The sequence below is a fragment of the Pacificoceanicola onchidii genome, assembly GCF_004804335.1.
Classification (GTDB): Bacteria; Pseudomonadota; Alphaproteobacteria; order Rhodobacterales; family Rhodobacteraceae; genus Pacificoceanicola; species Pacificoceanicola onchidii.
This window is the reverse complement of the sequence record NZ_SRXY01000003.1, coordinates 494660-513863: the sequence shown is the minus strand read 5'-3', so window position 1 is coordinate 513863 and position 19204 is coordinate 494660. Positions and strand designations below refer to the sequence as shown.

The 19204-nt window shown below is 59.9% G+C and carries 19 protein-coding genes; 11 read left to right on the top strand and 8 right to left on the bottom strand.

Features of this window, described 5'->3' with window-relative positions:
- Nucleotides 1-166: 166 nt before the first annotated feature.
- Both E4662_RS10740 and E4662_RS10735 read left to right on the top strand, forming a co-directional pair.
- Nucleotides 167-1027 (top strand): VPLPA-CTERM sorting domain-containing protein, encoded by an 861-nt coding sequence (locus E4662_RS10740; protein WP_168797954.1) that lies wholly within the window; start codon nucleotides 167-169, stop codon nucleotides 1025-1027.
- Between the two features lie 65 nt (nucleotides 1028-1092).
- Nucleotides 1093-2466 (top strand): M20/M25/M40 family metallo-hydrolase, encoded by a 1374-nt coding sequence (locus E4662_RS10735; RefSeq protein WP_136441524.1) that lies wholly within the window; start codon nucleotides 1093-1095, stop codon nucleotides 2464-2466.
- 159 nt (nucleotides 2467-2625) lie between these two features.
- On the opposite strand, the gene E4662_RS10730 is transcribed toward E4662_RS10735, so the two are convergent.
- Nucleotides 2626-3036 (bottom strand): SufE family protein, encoded by a 411-nt coding sequence (locus E4662_RS10730; protein WP_136441523.1) that lies wholly within the window; start codon nucleotides 3034-3036, stop codon nucleotides 2626-2628.
- 121 nt (nucleotides 3037-3157) lie between these two features.
- On the opposite strand from E4662_RS10730, the gene E4662_RS10725 reads away from it, so the two are divergent.
- The 4 genes from E4662_RS10725 (at nucleotide 3158) to grxD (ending at nucleotide 4630) form a co-directional block, all read left to right on the top strand.
- Nucleotides 3158-3661, top strand: a complete 504-nt coding sequence (locus tag E4662_RS10725) for a hypothetical protein (protein ID WP_136441522.1) — start codon at nucleotides 3158-3160, stop codon at nucleotides 3659-3661.
- Nucleotides 3662-3790: 129 nt separating this feature from the next.
- Nucleotides 3791-4027 carry a BolA/IbaG family iron-sulfur metabolism protein gene (locus tag E4662_RS10720; RefSeq protein WP_136441521.1) on the top strand — a complete coding sequence of 79 codons (237 nt, stop codon included), beginning with the start codon at nucleotides 3791-3793 and terminating at the stop codon, nucleotides 4025-4027.
- 1 nt (nucleotide 4028) lies between these two features.
- Nucleotides 4029-4271 carry a hypothetical protein gene (locus E4662_RS10715; RefSeq protein ID WP_136441520.1) on the top strand — a complete coding sequence of 81 codons (243 nt, stop codon included), beginning with the start codon at nucleotides 4029-4031 and terminating at the stop codon, nucleotides 4269-4271.
- Nucleotides 4268-4630, top strand: a complete 363-nt coding sequence (grxD, locus tag E4662_RS10710; RefSeq protein WP_136441519.1) for a Grx4 family monothiol glutaredoxin — start codon at nucleotides 4268-4270, stop codon at nucleotides 4628-4630. Before E4662_RS10715 ends, grxD begins: the two co-directional genes overlap by 4 nt.
- A gap of 70 nt (nucleotides 4631-4700) precedes the next feature.
- On the opposite strand, the gene E4662_RS10705 is transcribed toward grxD, so the two are convergent.
- Together E4662_RS10705 and E4662_RS10700 are read right to left on the bottom strand one after the other, a co-directional pair.
- Complete coding sequence (locus E4662_RS10705) at nucleotides 4701-5108, bottom strand: cell division protein ZapA (RefSeq protein ID WP_136441518.1); 408 nt, start codon at nucleotides 5106-5108, stop codon at nucleotides 4701-4703.
- Entirely contained in the window at nucleotides 5108-5731 is a 624-nt protein-coding gene (locus tag E4662_RS10700; protein ID WP_136441517.1) for a hypothetical protein, read from the bottom strand. Before E4662_RS10700 ends, E4662_RS10705 begins: the two co-directional genes overlap by 1 nt.
- Before the next feature lie 247 nt (nucleotides 5732-5978).
- Here E4662_RS10700 and tkt point away from each other — a divergent pair, with 247 nt between their 5' ends.
- The gene (gene tkt, locus E4662_RS10695; RefSeq protein WP_136441516.1) at nucleotides 5979-7997 is read left to right on the top strand and encodes a transketolase; all 2019 of its coding nucleotides are present in this window, start codon (nucleotides 5979-5981) and stop codon (nucleotides 7995-7997) included.
- Nucleotides 7998-8262: 265 nt separating this feature from the next.
- Nucleotides 8263-9825: a Ppx/GppA family phosphatase gene (locus tag E4662_RS10690; RefSeq protein ID WP_136441515.1), complete on the top strand. Its 1563-nt coding sequence runs from the start codon at nucleotides 8263-8265 to the stop codon at nucleotides 9823-9825.
- 27 nt (nucleotides 9826-9852) lie between these two features.
- Here the strand turns inward: E4662_RS10690 and E4662_RS10685 are convergent, their stop codons facing one another.
- The 3 genes from E4662_RS10685 to E4662_RS10675 form a co-directional block, all read right to left on the bottom strand.
- Nucleotides 9853-10209: a hypothetical protein gene (locus E4662_RS10685; protein ID WP_136441514.1), complete on the bottom strand. Its 357-nt coding sequence runs from the start codon at nucleotides 10207-10209 to the stop codon at nucleotides 9853-9855.
- A gap of 330 nt (nucleotides 10210-10539) precedes the next feature.
- On the bottom strand, nucleotides 10540-12336 hold the full coding sequence (locus tag E4662_RS10680) for a methyl-accepting chemotaxis protein (protein ID WP_136441513.1): 1797 nt from the start codon (nucleotides 12334-12336) through the stop codon (nucleotides 10540-10542).
- A gap of 58 nt (nucleotides 12337-12394) precedes the next feature.
- Complete coding sequence (locus tag E4662_RS10675) at nucleotides 12395-12967, bottom strand: hypothetical protein (protein ID WP_136441512.1); 573 nt, start codon at nucleotides 12965-12967, stop codon at nucleotides 12395-12397.
- A gap of 141 nt (nucleotides 12968-13108) precedes the next feature.
- On the opposite strand from E4662_RS10675, the gene E4662_RS10670 reads away from it, so the two are divergent.
- The 3 genes from E4662_RS10670 (at nucleotide 13109) to E4662_RS10660 (ending at nucleotide 15937) form a co-directional block, all read left to right on the top strand.
- A complete protein-coding gene (locus tag E4662_RS10670) occupies nucleotides 13109-13438 on the top strand; it encodes an SMR family transporter (protein ID WP_136441511.1) in 330 nt (109 codons plus the stop codon).
- A 111-nt stretch (nucleotides 13439-13549) separates the two neighbouring features.
- Nucleotides 13550-15367 carry a translational GTPase TypA gene (gene typA, locus E4662_RS10665; protein WP_136441510.1) on the top strand — a complete coding sequence of 606 codons (1818 nt, stop codon included), beginning with the start codon at nucleotides 13550-13552 and terminating at the stop codon, nucleotides 15365-15367.
- A gap of 231 nt (nucleotides 15368-15598) precedes the next feature.
- Nucleotides 15599-15937 (top strand): hypothetical protein, encoded by a 339-nt coding sequence (locus E4662_RS10660; protein ID WP_136441509.1) that lies wholly within the window; start codon nucleotides 15599-15601, stop codon nucleotides 15935-15937.
- A gap of 50 nt (nucleotides 15938-15987) precedes the next feature.
- Here the strand turns inward: E4662_RS10660 and E4662_RS10655 are convergent, their stop codons facing one another.
- On the bottom strand, nucleotides 15988-16275 hold the full coding sequence (locus E4662_RS10655) for a DUF1330 domain-containing protein (protein WP_136441508.1): 288 nt from the start codon (nucleotides 16273-16275) through the stop codon (nucleotides 15988-15990).
- 81 nt (nucleotides 16276-16356) lie between these two features.
- On the bottom strand, nucleotides 16357-19032 hold the full coding sequence (alaS, locus tag E4662_RS10650) for an alanine--tRNA ligase (RefSeq protein WP_136441507.1): 2676 nt from the start codon (nucleotides 19030-19032) through the stop codon (nucleotides 16357-16359).
- Between the last annotated feature and the right edge of the window lie 172 nt (nucleotides 19033-19204).

Sequence of the window (19204 nt, the reverse complement as noted above, 5' to 3'; positions counted from 1 at the left end):
CTTGTGCGGCATTCCTCCGCATTCAAGTTCGTGAATGATTAAAGCCCGCGTTTCCATATGTCCACTGTTTAGAACCGGACCAAGCGTCGCAGCTTTGACCTGCATCAACTTAAATCGGGCTTAACGGACACCCGGTTCAGAAAATGGAGTCTATCGGAAACATATTTTGAGCCCCCTGCCGCTTGCCCAATGTACCCCGCGCGACCGATTCCAGCAAAGAAGACGCGTACAACGCCCCTTTTGCCCGAAAATTGTGACGTTACAGGCATTCTGCTATGATCCAGACACTATTTTTTGGTCCAGACCCCTATTTTGGGAGGCTATTATGTTTCGACCCTTACTCGCAGCGGCCTTTGTTATTGCATTTGGCAGCACTGCGGCGGCGGCCACTTACGATATCGAAAGCGACTTTTCCGAGGCGGTGAACCCCAGCGGCCCGTGGAGTTTCGGGTTTTACGCGACTTTCAACGATCCAGCGTCCCTGACGTTGCTGCCCGGCGCATCAGACCTGTTTTCCACGCCGGGCCTTGATGGGTATGCCACACCAAGCACGATATTGATCATGCAGAACACAAACGCGACGGATATTGTCCCCTTTACAGGGGTTTACCCGGCAGGCGCTGTCATCATGCATCCGAGTTTTTCCAATCAACAAGCGGTTATTCGCTTTACCGCACAGACAAGCGGCCAGCACGCCTTTGATGTGCTTTGGTCGGCAGCAGACCTCGCGGGCTCGACCACGACAACGGACACTCAAGTGATTTGGAACGGCGCTGTTCAATCCGTTGGAGCGGTAAACGGGGCAAGTGGGCTGACCTCAGGCTTCAACAGCTCCCTTTCCCTGACCAGCGGCGATTTCGTGGACTTCGTCGTCGGCTACGGCAGTGACGGCAGTCATCTTTATGATTCGACACGCTTTGAAGCCGTCATCACAACCGCGCCCGTACCACTTCCCGCAGGATTGGGCTTTCTGATCCTTGCCTTGACGGCCCTTGGCTTTGCAGGAAGGCAACGCTCCTCGGACTAAGTGACCGCTCTGGACAGTGACAGGCACGATGTTAGGTTTCGGGCGAAACCCCAACAGGAGCTCTCATGTCCCTCGACCCTGTCCTCACCCGGATTGACGAAGACCTGCCCGCCGCCATGGATCGGCTGTTTGATCTGCTGCGGATTCCGTCCATTTCCACCGACCCAGCGTACAAGGCCGATTGCGAACGCGCGGCGGATTGGCTGGTGGCCGATCTTGCAAGCTTCGGGATCGAAGCCTCCAAACGCCCCACGCCGGGCCACCCAATGGTCATGGGACATGTCAAAGGCGACGGGCCCCATGTGCTGTTCTATGGCCACTACGATGTCCAGCCGGTTGATCCTCTGGAGCTCTGGGACCGGGATCCCTTTGATCCGCAAATCGAAGACACACCCAAGGGCCGCGTGATCCGGGGCCGCGGCTCCTCCGATGACAAGGGCCAGTTGATGACCTTCGTCGAAGCTTGCCGCGCCTGGAAGGCCGAACATGGCGCCCTGCCCTGCTCCATCACCTTTTTCTTCGAAGGCGAAGAAGAATCCGGCTCACCATCGCTGCTTCCCTTTCTGGAAGAGAATGCCAACGAGTTGAAAGCGGATGTAGCGCTGATCTGCGATACAGGCCTGTTCGAATCCAAAGTGCCGTCGATCATGACGCAGCTGCGCGGGCTCTGCGGCGAAGAGATCATCCTGACGGGTCCCGACAAAGACCTGCATTCCGGCATGTACGGCGGCGCGGCGATGAACCCGCTGCGCGTTCTGACACGGATCCTCGGCAATCTGCACGACGATCAGGGCCGGATCCAGGTGCCGCATTTCTATGACGGCGTGCCGGATCTGCCTGAAGACATCGCGGCGCAATGGGACGCGCTTGGCTTTGACCACGGCGCATTTCTTGGCGACGTCGGCCTGTCTGCACCTGCGGGTGAGCAGGACAAGACCCCGCTGGAAATGATCTGGTCCCGCCCCACGGCTGAAATCAACGGCATGATCGGCGGCTACACGGGCGACGGTTTCAAAACCGTCCTGCCCTCCAAAGCCTCTGCCAAAGTGAGTTTCCGTCTCGTTGGCCAGCAAGACCCGCATGCAATCCGCAAGAACTTCCGCGCTTGGGTCGAGGCGCAACTCCCATCCGACGTCACAGTCTCGTTCAAGGAGCACGGCGCGTCTCCGGCGGGCCAGATGCAAACCACCCACCCCGCTTTCGAAGCGGCCCGCGGCGTGCTTGGAGCGGAATGGGGACACGAGGCCGCCTTCACCGGCTGCGGCGGCTCAATTCCCGTTGCGGGCTATTTCAAGACGATCCTGGGCATGGACACCATGTTGGTCGGCTGGGCCAAAGATGATGACCAGATCCACTCGCCCAACGAGAAATACGACGTGGAAAGTTTTCACAAAGGGATCCGCAGCTGGGCCCGGATTCTGGACGCCATCGCGGGCTGACACAGACAGGAGCGAGGGGCCAGCCCCTCGCACACCCCAGGATATTTGGACAGAGAAGAAACACAACGGACCCGAAGACTGCCCGTTGCTTCTTCTTTGCATAAAATATCCCCGCCGGAGGCATCCCGTCCCGGGCATTTGCAGAAAATGTTGGAGTGCTTAACTGGCGGCTGCCGCCTGCTCCCTGATCCGCTCAATCATCGCGCGCAAACCGTTGGAGCGTTGTGCGGACAAGTGTTCGTTCAGCCCAAGGCGGCCCAACTCCGCGCGCGCATCGACCGCTGTGACCTCTGCCAGAGGCAGCCCGTCGTAAAGGCGGTGCAAAAGGGCAATAAGACCACGAACGATCATCGCGTCGCTTTCGCCCTGGAAATGATAGACACCATCAGCAATCTGCGGGTGTAGCCAGACCTGGCTGGCGCAGCCTTCGACTTTCGTGGCCGCCACTTTCAGTGCATCCGGCAGCGGCTCCATGGCCTTGCCCATCTCGATGACCATGCGATAGCGGTCTTCCCAATCGTCGAGGAACTCAAAATCCTCGACCACCTCTTCGAATGCTGCCTGTGCCATGCCTTGGTTCTCCTTTGGCCCGGAGTTATGCAACGCAGACAAAAAGGTCCAGTGCTTGCGACTTTTCAACGCCGTGCATTTGCGTTAACTGGAAGGTCAGGCAGGCAAAGGCGGCATTCTCATGAAGAAATCTGTTTCGATTCTGGTTCTCTCCGCTTTGGTTCTGACCAGCTGTGGCACGATCCGCGAGTCGCGGTTCAACCCGCTGAACTGGTTCGGGCGCAGCACCTCGCAGCCCGTGGCAACCGATGGCGAGGTCAATCCGCTGATCCCCCGACGCGCGGTGTCCATTTTCCGCGACAACGGTGAAGAGGCCTACAGAGGGTCTCTGATCGGCGAGGTCACCGAGTTGCTCATCGAGCGCCGTCCCGGCGGTGCGATCATCCGGGCGACAGGGATCACGAACCGTCAGGGGCCGTTTGATCTGCGCCTTGTCAAGGTTGACGCAGAAAGCGACGCGGACACGCTGACTCTGGATTTTCGTGCCCTTCAGGTGCCCGGCCCGCGTGGCAGCGATCTGTCCCGAACCTATACCGCAGCGCTCTGGATGACCGATCAGGACCTGTTTGGCGTGCGTGAAATCCGTGTCAAAGGCGCGCGGAACGTGCGCACATCGCGCCGCTGATTTCAAACCGATCCATTGACCGGAATCACGGGGCGCATGCCTTGGCGTGCCGGATTGGCTTGCACCCTGCCGCGCTGCGCACTACCTCTTGGGTGAGCAACACCAGAAATACCATGGAGACCAAAGAGCATGCCGATGGAGCGCCACGAAATCGAACAACTGCTGCGCGAGACTTTCCCGGATGCTGAAATCCAGATCGGCGGTGATGACGGCGTGCATATGTCCGCCATGGTCATCGACGAAAGCTTTCGCGGCAAGAACCGCGTTCAGCAGCAGCGGGCCGTTTATGCGGCTCTGAAAGGCAAGATGGACGGCTCCGCGGCGGAGTTGCATGCCCTTGCGCTGACGACACGCGCGCCGGACTGATATGGATCCGGTTGCCTTTATCCTGATCCTTGTGGTGCTGATCGCTGTCGTGGCGGTGGCGCTGGCCGTGGTCAGCGAAAGGCAGAACCCCGGCAAACGCGGCAGCGCGCCGGGCAGCGGTCATCACGAACTGCATTCCCGTTACACCTCCGGGGTTGGCGGCGGCCATGAAAGATCATGGAAAGTCCCCCGCGACCCACAGGAATACGCAAAACTCTTCATACCGAAGGACTCAAGGAAATGAGCGACGCCCAGACCCAGATCGACGAAACAGTCAAAGCCAATGACGTGGTCCTTTTCATGAAGGGCACGAAATCCATGCCGCAATGCGGGTTCTCCAGCCGTGTGGCTGGTGTGCTGAACTACATGGCCGTGGATTTTGCCGATGTGAACGTGCTCGAAAGCGACACGCTTCGCCAGGGCATCAAGGATTACTCCGACTGGCCCACCATCCCGCAGCTTTATGTCAAAGGCGAGTTCGTTGGCGGCTGTGACATCATCACTGAAATGACGCTCTCCGGTGAGCTGGATCAACTGTTCGAAACCAACGGTGTGACCTACGACAAGGAAGCGGCGGACAAGATCCGCGAAGCGAACGCCTAAGTCCGCACAACAAAACGAAAGAAAAGCGCCCCAGTTCTGAGGCGCTTTTTTGTTTTCTTTCAAAGCCTAATCAGGCGTTCTTCATTTTCTCGTCGAAGGTGTCCGCGAGGCTTTCGATCCGGGCCGCGACCTCGGCCAGACCGTCCGTCACATCGTCCGGAATGACCGGGACCTCGACCTTTTCCGGCTCTGGCGGCGGGGCGTCCTTGAGCGCGTCCAGCTCGGACTTCAGCGCGGCGATGCGGTCTTCGGCCTCGCTCAGGCGCTCTTCGAGCCCTGCGGTTTTGTCCGCAAGCATGAGGCCTGCCATGAGAAGCATGCGCGGCTCCGGCATACGCCCGATCTGCTCCACGAGAACCTGCGCCTCTGCGTCGAGCAAAGCCGCGGCGGACAAGAGAAACTGTTCTTCGCCTTTTTGGCAGGCCACCTCGAACGTGCGGCCACCGATCTTGATCGGCACTTCAATCTGAACGGACATCACGCACTCCCCTGCTCTTCTGCCCCGGTGTCCGCCGCCGCCGGCTGGCCCGCCAAGAGCGGCGTCAGCGTATCCAGGACAGCCCGGGCCTCCGCTGTTTCCGCAGCCTGCGCCGCGCGCAAAGCGTCCAGCTCCTCGGCCATGGCCTTGTTGATCAGCGCCGCGTTGCCCACGCCGCCTGCATTGGCTTCGCGCAAGGCCGCGATCGTTGTCCGCAACGCGGCATTCGAAGACCGCAGGCCCTGCAACTCGCCATCCAACTGGGCCAGCGCGTCGCGTGCGGATTCGACCTGCTCCTGCAACGTCGCCGTTTCGCTGCCCTGCTGCTCTGTCAGTTTGCGCAGCTGGTCTTCCAGCTGAGCCTTGGCAAGCTTCTGATCTTCCAGCTCTTCGCGCAGTTGCGACAGCTCCTGCGGATCGGTTTGAGGCTCTGGCGCGGGCGCGGCCTGAAGCGCCGCCAGCGCGGCGCGGGCCTCTTCCGCCTCTGTCATGGATTTTTCCGTCTGTGCGCGCATCGCGGCGAGCTCCGCCTGTGCTGCACCCGGCTCCCACCGGTCCAACCCCGTGCCGATGCGATCCAGCGCGCGGGTGATCCGTGCCTGCAACTCGTCTATCTGAGCCATTCCGCTCCCCTCAGTGACCTCTCGGACAGCCCTTTGCACGCGACAAGCGAATCGCTCTTGGGCCTTAACGCCGAAGTTTAACAAGAGTGCAAAAAAATTGCGCCCCCTTACGTTTCAACGGCTTGGGCGCTTCTCTTCATCCACGGCTGTGAGCGCTAACGCCGCATTGCTTGAACTTCGCCACAACGCTGCTATTGAGCGTCTCATCGCTAAACCAGCCTCAACCGCAGCCGTAAGGACGATACACGTGGACATTCAGAAGCTTCGCAGCGCCAACCCCGACCATTGGATGCGCGCCACCGCCATCAGAGCTCTCGCCCTCGATGCTGTCGCTGAGGCCAATTCCGGCCACACCGGCATGCCCATCGGCATGGCTGATGTGGCCACCGTGCTTTTCGGCAACCACCTGAAATACGACGCCCAGAACCCGGAATGGCACGACCGCGATCGTTTCATTCTGTCGGCCGGTCACGGCTCCATGCTGATCTACGCGCTGCTGTACCTTTCAGGGGATCCGGAAGTCACGCTCGATCAGGTCAAGAATTTCCGCCAGTGGGGCGCCAAGACCGCGGGCCACCCGGAAAACTTCCTGCTCAAGGCCGTGGAAACCACGACCGGCCCGCTGGGTCAGGGCATTTCGAACTCCGTTGGCTTTGCCATGGCCGAAGAGATGCTGCGCGCGCGCTTTGGCAAGAAACTGGTGGATCACTACACCTACGTCATTGCGGGCGACGGCTGCCTGATGGAAGGCGTGTCTCAGGAAGCTATCGGTCTTGCCGGTCGCTACGGCCTCGGCAAGCTGATCGTCTTCTGGGACAACAACGACATCACCATTGATGGCAAGGTCTCCCTGTCGGACAAAACCGACCAGGTGAAGCGGTTCAAGGCCTCCGGCTGGCACGTGCAGGAAATCGACGGGCATGACCCCGAAGCGATTGACGCCGCCATTGTCGCGGCCAAGAAATCCAAATCCCCGTCCATGATCGCCTGCAAGACGCATATCGCGCTTGGCCACGCGGCGCAGGACACGTCCAAAGGACACGGCGCGCTCACCAATGCTGAGCAGAACGTCGCCGCCAAGGAAAACTGGGGTTGGACCGGCGGCGCATTTGACGTGCCGGCCGAAGTGCTTGACTGGTGGCGTGCCACTGGCGCACGCGGTGCCGAGGACCGCGGCGCGTGGGAAGCCCGTCTGGCCGAGGTGAGCGCCCAGCGTCAGAAAGAATTCGAACGCGTCATGACCGGTCAGGCGCCGAAGAAGCTGTCCGCCACAGTCAAAGCGCTGAAAAAGCAGATCTCCGAAACCGCTCCGAAGGTGGCCACCCGCAAAGCATCCGAAATGGCGCTTGAGGTGATCAACCCGATCATGCCCGAAACTGTGGGCGGCTCTGCTGACCTGACTGGCTCCAACAACACGCTGACCGGCGATATGGGCGCCTTTGACACCGACAACCGCAAGGGTCGCTACGTCTACTGGGGCATTCGCGAGCACGGCATGGCCGCCGCAATGAACGGCATGAGCCTGCACGGCGGTGTGCGCCCTTATGGCGGCACCTTCATGGCCTTCACCGACTACGCCCGACCCTCCATGCGCCTCGCCGCGCTGATGAAAACGCCGACTGTTTTTGTCATGACCCACGATTCCATCGGCCTGGGCGAAGACGGGCCGACGCACCAACCGGTCGAACATCTGGCGATCAGCCGTTCTACACCGAACACGCTGGTGTTCCGCCCGGCGGATGCGGTTGAAACCGCAGAGGCTTGGGAAATCGCCTTCAACCAGACGGCGACCCCTTCGGTTCTGTCGCTGACCCGTCAGGGCCTGCCGACCGTGCGGACTGAACACAAGACGTCCAACCTCAGCGAAAAAGGCGCTTATGTTCTGGCCGAAGCCGAAGGCAAGCGGCAGGCGATTCTCATCGCCACCGGCTCTGAGGTCTCCATCGCCATGGAAGCGCGCGCCGCATTGCAGGCAGAAGGCATCGGCACGCGCGTTGTCTCCATGCCCTGCATGGAACTCTTTGCCGCACAGGATGAAAGCTACCGCCGCCGCGTGCTGCCCGCTGGCCCGGTTCGGGTCGGCGTTGAAGCCGCTGTCCGTCATGGATGGGATCGCTGGCTGCTCGGTGAGCGTGGTCGCGAGCAGAAGGCCGATTTTGTCGGCATGAGCAGCTTCGGCGCCTCGGCCCCGGCGGAAACGCTTTACGAGAAGTTCGGCATCACGGCTGACAACGTCGCCGCAAAGGTCCGCGCCCTGTTGAGCTAAGGCAACGCCCTTTGGAAAAACGAACGACGGGTCGGACAAATTGTCCGGCCCGTTTCGTTTGAGGATGAGGGACACAAGCCCAAACGACCCCTCAGGATCAGAATATATACTGGAAAATCAATGCAATATCTGGCATTCTTGACGTCAAATCCGTTCAACGCCTCCGGTCTATTGACGTTAGGTCAACCATAACATGCTCCAAGCCCCTCTTGCCTCACCTTGACCGGATAGGCCATTCCGGCACAGGGTGAGCAGAGGGATGACTATGGACGCCATGACCGATCCGGAGCAGCAAGACTGGGGCCATTTTGGCAGGCCGATCTTCGATGACCCCAAAGCGCGCTATCTCAAGCGTGTGGGCGTCGTCGACATAGGATCCAACTCCGTTCGCCTTGTGGTGTTTGACGGTGCTGCCCGCAGCCCGGCATATTTTTACAACGAAAAGGTCATGTGTGGTCTCGGCGCGGGCATCGCCGAAAGCGGCAAGCTCAATCCCGAAGGCAAGGAACGTGCGCGGACCGCGATGAAACGGTTCAAGCTTCTGGCCGATGGCATGGGATTGCCGACCCTCACGGTTGTTGCGACCGCCGCCATGCGCGACGCCAAAGACGGCCCCGCATTCAAAGCGGAACTCGAAGAGGCCACCGGCCTGAAGGTGCATGTCATTGATGGCGAAGAAGAAGCGCGCCTTTCCGCGCAGGGTGTGCTGCTTGGCTGGCCGGGTGCTTATGGGCTGATCTGCGACATCGGTGGGGCGTCCATGGAACTTGCCGAAATCCACAATGGCACGGTCGGAAAATGTGCCACCTCCCCGCTCGGGCCGCTCAAGTTCAAGGATCTCGAGGGCGGCGCAGAGGCCCGCCGCGCGCATATCAAGTCCGTGATCAAGGAATTGGCCGAGGAACTTGGTGCACAGCGCGACCGCCTGTTTCTGGTGGGAGGCAGCTGGCGCGCCATAGCGCGAATCGACATGGAGCGGCGCGGGTATCCGCTGCACGTGCTGCATGAATACCGGATGGACCCCCAATCCGTCGTGGATACGATCAACTTCATCCAGAAGTCAGATCTGGAAGAACTGCGCAAAGCCTGCTCCATTTCCGCCACGCGGATGGACCTTGTGCCCTATGCCGCCGAAGTCCTGTCACGTCTGATCAAGACCTTCAAACCGCATGATATTGCCGTGTCCAGCTATGGCATTCGCGAAGGTATGCTGTTTGAACAGATGTCGCAGGAGGTGCGTGAACGCGATCCTCTGATCGAAGCCTGTCGCTTTGCGGAGAGCAAAGATGCCCGCCTGCCCGGCTTTGGCCGCAAGCTGTACAAGTTCACGCTGCCGCTGTTTCCCGAAGCCGATGCCGCGCGCAAGCGGATCATCCGGGCTGCCTGTCTTTTGCATGACGTCAGCTGGCGGGCGCATCCGGACTACCGGGCAGAGTTCTGTTTTGACAATTCAACCCGCGCCAATCTGGGCGGTCTGAACCACTCCGAGCGCATCTATCTTGGCCTCGCCCTGCTGCACCGGTATCGGAACAAGCGCGAAGGCACACATTTCGAAGACATGTATAGGTTGCTCAAGGCTTCCGACATTTCCGAAGCGGAAACCCTGGGCAAGGCCATGCGCCTTGGCGCCATGCTCTGGATGACCGATGCCGGTCAGGACAAGGCCCGTCTGAGCTGGGATGCTTGGACCAAGCGGCTCTGCCTGCATCTGTCCGAGGAAGCCGCACCGCTCTACGGCGAGGTGACAGAGGCCCGGCTGAACTCCCTTGGCGCATCGATCGGGGCGGAAACAATCGACATGGAAATCACTCCGGATGAGGCGGACTGATTATCGGTGCGCCGTTTTCACGTACATTTAAAGTTCGATTTCCACGCCGTCATCATCCTTCTCGCGCTCTTCCGGCGTCTTCTTTCGCAGGATGATATCACCGTTCGGAAGCATCTCCGGAGGGTGATACGCGGACCAGTCTTCGACTTTCTCCATCAACTCACTCAGCGCCGGCCCCATCTCCTGCACAAAATCGTTGAAGAACGGTCTGGCCTCTTCTGCCAGCCCTTCCAGCTCTTTCAATGCGGGCTCCATCTCGGTCATCAATCCCCGCATGAAGAGCTTCATGCCCTCCTCCATGAGGCTTGATCCGTCATCCTCTTGGGCAGACGACGGAACGGCGACAATCGTTACGATGGCAAAGGCGAGCGAATACTGTTTCATGAACGAAAACATAGGTTAGTGGACCGATTGTTTTAAGAGACGGGGTGCAGTCGACTTTGTAGCACAGGTTTTGTGAAATGAACCTGCCACTTCCTACAAAGTGTCCAACGTGGTGCTACTTTTTTCCAAACGGTGTCTTACGTTCTCAGTATCTGCCCCGAGTAGTCGCCTATATGGAGAACTGGGTCGTTGACCCCATACCGTTCCAACTACCTCGCGTGATTATTATGATCCCGGTGTGCCATATCTGAAAGCTCAGGCGCGGCTCACGTCAAGTTTTTTGCAGCGGCATGGCATCGAGTGTTTATGGGACCATGGAATTTGACCGCGCTAAGCCGCGCTGTTCCTCGGAACGCCTTCGCCATCGGATTGAGTTTGCGTCAGCGTTTGTTCCGCTCCGTCTTGCGCTTCGCTCAGAGCAAAGCGCGCAACAATATCGCTCAGTTCATTGGCATCAGACTTCAACATATGTGCGGCAGCCGTCGTTTCTTCGACCATCGCCGCGTTTTGCTGTGTTACGCGATCAAGGTTGCTAACACCGACGTTGATCTCATTCAATCCTTCTGCCTGTTCGCCGGATCCGGAGGCAATGTCGGCCATCAGATCAGAAATTGTTCCCACCTGTCTGACGACGTCGCGCAGCGCGACGCCTGCCCGTTGCACTAGCACAGCGCCATCTTTGACCTGTCCGGTAGACGCATCAATCAGTTCCTTGATCTGCTGCGCCGCCTCGGCGCTGCGTTGTGCAAGGCTGCGCACTTCCGAAGCCACCACGGCAAACCCCTTGCCCGATTCTCCTGCCCGCGCCGCCTCGACACCTGCATTCAACGCAAGGAGATTGGTCTGGAACGCGATGTCGTCGATCACCGTGATGATCTCCACGACCTGTTCCGAACTTTTCTCGATCGCGCTCATCGCACCAACCGCTTCCTCCATGATCTCACCGTTCTGCTCGGCGGTCTGCCGGACCGTGCGCACTGAAGCATCGGCATCTTTGGCCCGGCTCGCAGCTTGCTGGATCGTGTTGAGCATTTGTTCCAACGCAGCGGCGGTTTCTTCCAGTGTCGCAGCCTGGGTTTCCGTCCGGTTGGACAGATCATCCGCCGCACGCGCAATTTCGCTTGCGCTGTGAAGGATGTTTCCGGCGTTGTCCGAAACATTCGTGACAGCGCTCCGCAGGGTCTCAACCGCCCGATTGTAGTTCAAGCGCAACGCTTCGTAGTCCTCGGCAAAGGTTTCTTCGATTTCGTGGTGCAGCGCGCCTGCGGCAAGCGCGTTAAGACCGTCTCCAAGATGCCGAACCACGGCCACCTGAGCCTCAAGTTTGCAAGCGCGCTCCGCTTCAGCCTCCTGAGCATCCCGCAACCGGGTGGTTAACCTGCCGAGATGGCGGGAAATCCGTCCGATTTCGTCGTTTCGGGCCGTCATGATCGTCTGATCGTCTTCGTAGCTGCCCTCGGAAACCCTTGCAACAGCCGCGCCCAAAGCATCCAGCGGTCGCCCCAGAAACCGGCGCAATAGGATAAGGGTGAGCACCATCATGATGGTGAAAATACCACCCGCCGAGACGGCAATCAGCTGCTTCTCAGCCGCCACATGGGCCAATGCCGGCACATCTGTAAACGCAAAGGCTATTGCCCCTTGGGCTGGCTGATCCGCGGCGGGGCGTACCGCATGCGCGGTATGCAACCCCCCGGTTTCCTGAGCAAGCCCCGGCTGTTCCAGGGCCGCAGTTGCCAGGGAAGTCAGTGCCTCTGAAACGCTGGAATCGCCGCCAAGAGCGATCAGAACATCCCCTGTTGCGTCAATTACGACAACACCGAGTCCGTTTTCGCCCGCCGCTGACAACGCGTTTTCCGCCGCCTCGGTGATCTTGGCCATAGCCTTGTACCGCATCGGATTGAGCAAGCCTTGCGCCTCATTAATGGCCGCGGCCTGAGCTTGATCGACAACGCCCCGTCGGGCGAGACTGTCCACCAAACGTGCAGCCTGAAGGGCCATGACACCAGCTACGACAATCGTCGTAACCGCCATAATCGCTGCGCTGCGGACAAAGATGGAGTGAATAGCTGATGTTTTTTCAGCTTTTTCCTTCGGTTCTGTGGGCTTCTGCTGCTCGATGGTCATCGCCAAACACCTGCTTGTTCCATGATGGTTCCGACGAAACTCCCGTCGGGTCGCGGACTTACATCAAGGCGTCTGCATTGACCCCGACGGTCATGGCACCGATGACCGCGCCGGTCTCCGGATTTGTCATGGTGATGGAAATCTGTGCCTGGTAGCTTTGGCTCGACTCGTCGAACTCGATTTCACTGAAATGCACAGCTCCAACACCAAGCGGATAGGTTTGCTGGAACTTCGCCTCATCCCCTTGCCAGTAGTCGGAAGTTACGCCGGACGAGGCGACGTTCAGGCCTTGGGCATCCATGATGAAGACTTCGGTAATCGCGCCGCCGGAAGCCATGACCTGATCGCGCAGATAGTCCGAAGCTGCGTTTCCAAGAACCGCATCGATGGTCGGTGTGCTGGCCGCGCCAACTTCTGCGCGCCATGTCTTGTCCAGCGTATCAATGTGAGCCGCGTCAAACCCCGCAGTCTGCACGTTCTGCGCCTCGATCGCATCGACCAGAACAGCCTCTGTCGCCCAGGGCATCACGACATTGGTCAGGAACGCTTGCATACCGGCGTGCGGCTCGCTGGCAGAAGCGGTCGACGCCAGAAGCGCGCCAACGGCGGTCAAAGTATAAAGGGGTTTCACGGCGTTCTCCTCAAACGTTGGATTCCCCACGGACTGTAGAAAACACTCCCTGATGAGCCGTTAACCCGCTTCCATATTCCAAGCCTTCACGTCAGAATTCGCCAAGCATTTTACACAACAACCACGCAGTCCGGACACCAGATGCCATACCTCATTCTCGCCTTTGCGGTTCTCGCTGAAACCATCGGAACCACAGCCCTGCAGGCCAGCCAATCCTTCACCCGCCCGCTGCCCAGCGTGATTGTGGTTGTCGCCTATGCCGTGGCGTTTTTCCTTCTGGGACAGGCTCTTAAGTACATGCCGGTTGGTATCGCCTACGCGATATGGTCCGGACTCGGGATCTTTCTGATCGCGGTGATCGGGTTCATTGTGTTTGGTCAGAAACTGGATCTGCCGGCAATTGCCGGCATGGGTATGATCCTCGGCGGGATTCTCGTGATCCATCTTTTCTCCGCAAGCGCCACCCATTGAGGCTTTTGGTCCGATCCTGAACGGGTTTTCACATGTGCGGCCGATCGCCTCTGGCCTTTTTCCGCGCAGCCCTATAGGGCCGGGCCAACTCCCATTGAATTGGCTGAACACATGGACCTGCGAAATATCGCGATCATCGCACACGTTGACCACGGCAAGACAACCCTCGTTGACGAACTCCTAAAACAATCCGGCGCATTCCGCGCCAATCAGGCCGTGGCCGAACGCGCCATGGACAGCAACGATCTCGAGCGTGAGCGCGGCATCACCATCTTTGCCAAGCCCACGTCCGTCGAGTGGAAGAACACCCGCATCAACATTGTCGACACCCCCGGCCACGCCGATTTCGGCGGCGAAGTTGAGCGTATCTTGTCCATGGTGGACGGTGTTGTTCTTCTGGTGGATGCCGCTGAAGGGCCGATGCCCCAGACCAAATTTGTGACGTCCAAGGCGCTGGCCCTGGGTCTGCGTCCGATCGTGGTGTTGAACAAGGTCGACAAACCCGACGCGGAACCCGACCGCGCGCTGGACGAGTGTTTTGACCTCTTTGCTTCGCTCGACGCGGACGAAGATCAGCTCGACTTCCCCCATATGTACGCCTCCGGCCGCAACGGCTGGGCCGACAATGACATCAACGGCCCGCGCAAGGACCTCGAAGCGCTGTTCAAGCTCATCGTTGATCACGTCCCTGCCCCGAAGCAGCTCAAGCATCAGGACGATGATTTCCGCATGCTGGCCACCACGCTTGGCGCGGACCCCTTTGTGGGCCGTCTGCTGACCGGTCGTGTTGAGACCGGAAAGATCAAGGTTGGCGCCACCGTGCAGGCGCTCTCCCGCATTGGCCAAAAGATCGAACAGTTCCGCGTGACCAAGATTCAGGCGTTCCGCGGCCTTGCCATGCAGGACATCGACGAAGCGGTCGCAGGAGATATCGTCTCCATCGCGGGCATGGCCAAGGCCACCGTGGCCGACACCATCTGTGCGCTGGCCGTCGAAGACCCGCTCGAAGCGCAGCCTATCGACCCGCCGACCATCACCGTGACCTTCGGCATCAACGACAGCCCGCTCGCGGGCCGTGACGGCAAGAAAGTGCAGAGCCGCGTGATCCGCGAACGCCTGCACAAGGAAGCGGAATCCAACGTTGCCATCAAGATTGCTGACACCCCCGGCGGTGAGGCTTTCGAAGTCTCCGGTCGCGGCGAACTACAGATGGGCGTTCTTATTGAGAACATGCGCCGCGAGGGATTTGAACTGTCGATTTCCCGCCCGCAGGTGATCATGCGCGAAGAAGACGGCAAGAGGATGGAGCCGGTCGAAGAGGCCACCATCGACGTCGATGACGACTACACCGGCGCGGTGATCGAAAAGCTCACCGGCGCGCGCAAGGGTGAGCTTGTCGAGATGAAACCGGCGGGCGCGGGCAAGACCCGGATCATCGCGCATGTGCCGTCGCGCGGCCTGATCGGCTACCACGGTGAATTTCTCACCGACACCCGTGGCACGGGCGTTCTCAACCGCGTGTTCCACGGCTGGACCGAGCACAAGGGTCCGATCCCGGGCCGCCGCGCGGGCGTTCTGATTTCCATGGAAAACGGCGAGGCTGTGGCCTATGCTCTGTGGAACCTCGAAGAGCGCGGCAAGATGATGATCGGCGCGCAAGCCCCTGTTTATACTGGGATGATCATCGGCGAGCACTCTCGCGAAAACGATCTCGAAGTGAACCCGCTGAAGGGCAAGAAGCTGACCAACGTGCGTGCCTCTGGTACGGACGAAGCGGTCCGCCTGACCACTCCGATGACGCTCAGCCTTGAGGAAGCGATTGCATACATCAACGATGACGAGTTGGTCGAGGTGACGCCGAACGCGGTCCGCCTGCGCAAGCGTTATCTTGATCCGCATGAGCGCAAGCGCATGTCCAAGACGCAGTAAGCACAGGCAATTGAACGGAAAAGGGCGGCTCGAAGGGCCGCCCTTTTTGCATATGCAGCGCATTTTTCTGCGGATGCATCCAATGGTGGAATCCCATACCCGAGCAACCGCCATGGTAGACAGTGCGCGAAATCTCGCCTACGCTTTTGAACGAGGCCCCATATTTTGGGCCCTGACCCCAAGGGGCTTCAAACCTGTTTCGAAATCAATTTTGACAGTGAGGACAAGCACATGACCTTCATCCCCAAGACTTTCCTGGCCACGGTATTTGCAGCTGCAATCGCGTCACCGGCCCTCGCGCATGGCGTACACAGCCACTCTGTTGACCTGCCCGTCATCGGCTCCGGTGCGTCCCATGAAGTGGTGATCAAATGCTCGCACGGCTACGCTCTCTCCGGCGGTGTCAAAGCCGGTGACCGCATGTCACCAAACGGCCCGCTCATGATTACCGGCAGCTACCCGAAAACCACGCGCAGCTGGGCGGTTGAGCTGACAAATCGCAGTGGCCGTCCGACCGGCGCCATGGAAGCCAGCGTCACGGTCTACGCGATGTGCGGTTACCGCCACTAACCGATTTGCCGCGTACCGCAAAGCGGTGCGCGGCGCAGGCCTACGCCTGATTATTCGCTGGTTTCAACCACCAGCAACTCGCGTTCGGACGCCCCACGCGCATGGCTCAAAGCCTCCTGGTAGGCATCCGAATGGTAGCAAGCCACCGCTTCTTCCACAGAAGGAAACTTTGCCACAACGTTGCGCGGACGATCCTTGCCTTCCAGCTGCACATAACGACCGCCCCGCGCAACAAAACTGCCGCCATGCGCGGCAATCGCCGGACCGGCAAGTTTGGCATATTTTCCATATGCTTCTTCGTCAGTAACGGTGACGTGGGCAATCCAAAGTGCGGGCATATCCGGTCCTTTCCAGTTCGTGAAACGTGCCCCCGGACGTGGTCCGGGAGCCTGCCCCGGGCCTGACCCGGGGCCTCATGCTCAACTGCTGATAACGGCTTCTGCTGCCTTGATCGCAGCTTCGGCGTTCTCCACCGAAGGTCCGCCGCCCTGAGCCATGTCCGGACGACCGCCGCCGCCCTTGCCGCCCAGTTCAGCCACGGCCGCCTTTACCAGATCAACAGCGGACAGCGTGCCTTTCAGATCCTCGGTCACCCCGGCAGCCACCGCGGCCTTGCCACCCGCATCCGCAATCAGAAGAACCGCGCCAGAGCCAAGGCGGCCCTTGTGCTCATCAATCAGCGGCGGAAGATCCTTGCCGGTCACGCCAGTGAGCACCTGAGCGACGAACTTCACACCGCCAATCTCACGCTCGTCCGAGCCGCCGCCCTGACCTGCACCACCCGCCATCGCCAGTTCACGGCGCAGGTTGGCAACCTCGTTCTCCAGCTTCTTGCGCTCATCCAGCAGCGCCTTGACCCGCGCCGGCACCTCGGCGGCCTGTGTCTTCAACACACCGGCCACTTCGCTCAAACGGTTGTCCTGATCGCCAAGATACGCGAGAGCGGCCTCTCCGGTCAGCGCCTCGATCCGGCGCACACCCGCGCTCGACGCGCTGTCGCTTTGCAGAACAAACGCGCCGATGTCACCGGTTTGGCGGACATGGGTGCCGCCACAAAGCTCCAGCGAGTAGGTATCCCCATCGGTGCCCTTGCCCGAGCCGCGCAGAGTGCCCATAGACACCACGCGGACCTCGTCGCCGTACTTCTCGCCAAAGAGCGCCTGCGCGCCAAGCGCACGCGCATCGTCCGGCGTCATGATCCGGGTGCTGACCGCGCTGTTCTGGCGGATATAGGCGTTCACGTCCTTCTCGACCGATCGCATTTCTTCGGCGCTCAGCGCCTTGCCATGAGAAAAGTCGAACCGCAGACGATCCGGCGCGTTCAAAGACCCGCGTTGCGCCACGTGGTCCCCAAGCGCTTCGCGCAGGGCTTCGTGCAGTAGGTGGGTGGCCGAATGGTTCGCCCGGATCGCCCCCCGCCGACCGTGATCAACCTCCAGCGCCACCGCATCGCCGCGCTTGATTGCGCCGCGCGTGACAGTGATGTGATGCGCAATGACCGCGCCGCCGCCCATCTTCTGGGCGTCGGTTACATCTGCGCTTTCATCCTCGTTTTCCAGACGCCGCAGCCAGCCGGTGTCCCCGACCTGACCGCCGCTCTCACCATAAAACGGCGTTTGGTTAAGTACGGCCCAACCGCTCGCGCCTTCCGCGATGTCATCAACCAGCACGCCCTCCTGGACCAGAGCCAGAACCTGACCTTCGGCAGCCTCCGTGTCATAGCCGAGAAAATCCGTCGCCCCATGCTGATCGGCAATCTCGAACCAGACAGCGCCATCCGCGGCTTCACCAGAGCCAGCCCAGGCCGCACGCGCCTTGGCCTTCTGCTCGGCCATGGCCGCATCAAAACCATCGGTGTCGACTTCACGCCCCTTCTCGCGCAGCGCATCCTGCGTCAGATCGAGCGGGAACCCATAGGTGTCATAGAGCTTGAACGCCGCCGCGCCCGGGAGCGGCGCGCCGTCGGCCAACCCGTCCAGTTCATCATCCAGCAGCTTGAGACCACGATCCAGCGTCTGCTTGAACCGCTTCTCTTCGTTCTCCAGCGTCTCTTCGATAAGCGCCTGAGCCTGCCCCAACTCCGGATAGGCCGCGCCCATTTGCGTAACAAGGCTCTGAACCAGCTTGTGCATGACCGGATCCTGTGCGCCCAGCAAATGCGCATGCCGCATCGCCCGCCGCATGATCCGCCGCAGCACGTAACCGCGCCCATCATTCGACGGCATCACACCATCGGCAATCAGGAACGAGGTCGAGCGCAGGTGATCCGCGATCACCCGGTGGTGCATCTTGCCCGGCCCATCAGGATCGGCGCTGGTCGCATGGGCAGAGGCCTCGATCAGCGCACGCATGGTGTCCGTGTCATAGTTGTCGTGGCTGCCTTGCAGCAGCGCGCCGATCCGCTCCAGCCCCATGCCGGTGTCGATCGACTGCATGTCGAGCGCCTTCATGCTGCCGTCTTCGAACTGCTCGTTCTGCATAAAAACCACGTTCCAGATCTCGATGAAGCGATCGCCATCCTCCTCAGGGCTTCCCGGAGGGCCGCCCCAGATGTGATCGCCGTGATCATAGAAAATCTCGGTGCACGGACCGCAGGGGCCGGTGGGCCCCATCTGCCAGAAGTTGTCAGAGGTTGCGATCCGAATGATCCGGTCCTCCGGGACACCAACCTTTTTCCAGATCTCAAACGCCTCGTCATCGGTGTGATAGACCGTCGTATAAAGACGTGACGGATCAAGCCCGAACTCTTTGGTCACAAGCTCCCAGGCAAACGGAATTGCATCGTCCTTGAAGTAATCGCCAAAGGAAAAATTCCCCAGCATTTCAAAGAACGTATGGTGCCGCGCCGTGTACCCAACGTTGTCGAGATCGTTGTGTTTACCGCCCGCGCGTACACATTTCTGCGCCGTTGTTGCGCGCTTGTAATCGCGCGTTTCCACACCAGTGAAACAGTTCTTGAACTGCACCATGCCGGAGTTGACGAACATCAGGGTCGGATCGTTTCGCGGCACGAGCGGGCTCGACGGGACGATCTGGTGACCCTGCTTTTCGAAGTAGTTCAGAAAGGTGGAACGAATGTCGTTCAGACTTGGCATGAGCGGCGGCCTCTTCTCGGGCAAAAAACGGTTCGCCCGGGTTTATCCCCACGCGCGGCGGCTGTCCATAAGCTGCGCCGGATCGAAACGCGCACCATGTTTCTTTGTGCTCAAAATATCCTGGGGTGAATTGGCCAACGGCCAAGAGGGGCAACGCCCCTGCCCCGGCGAC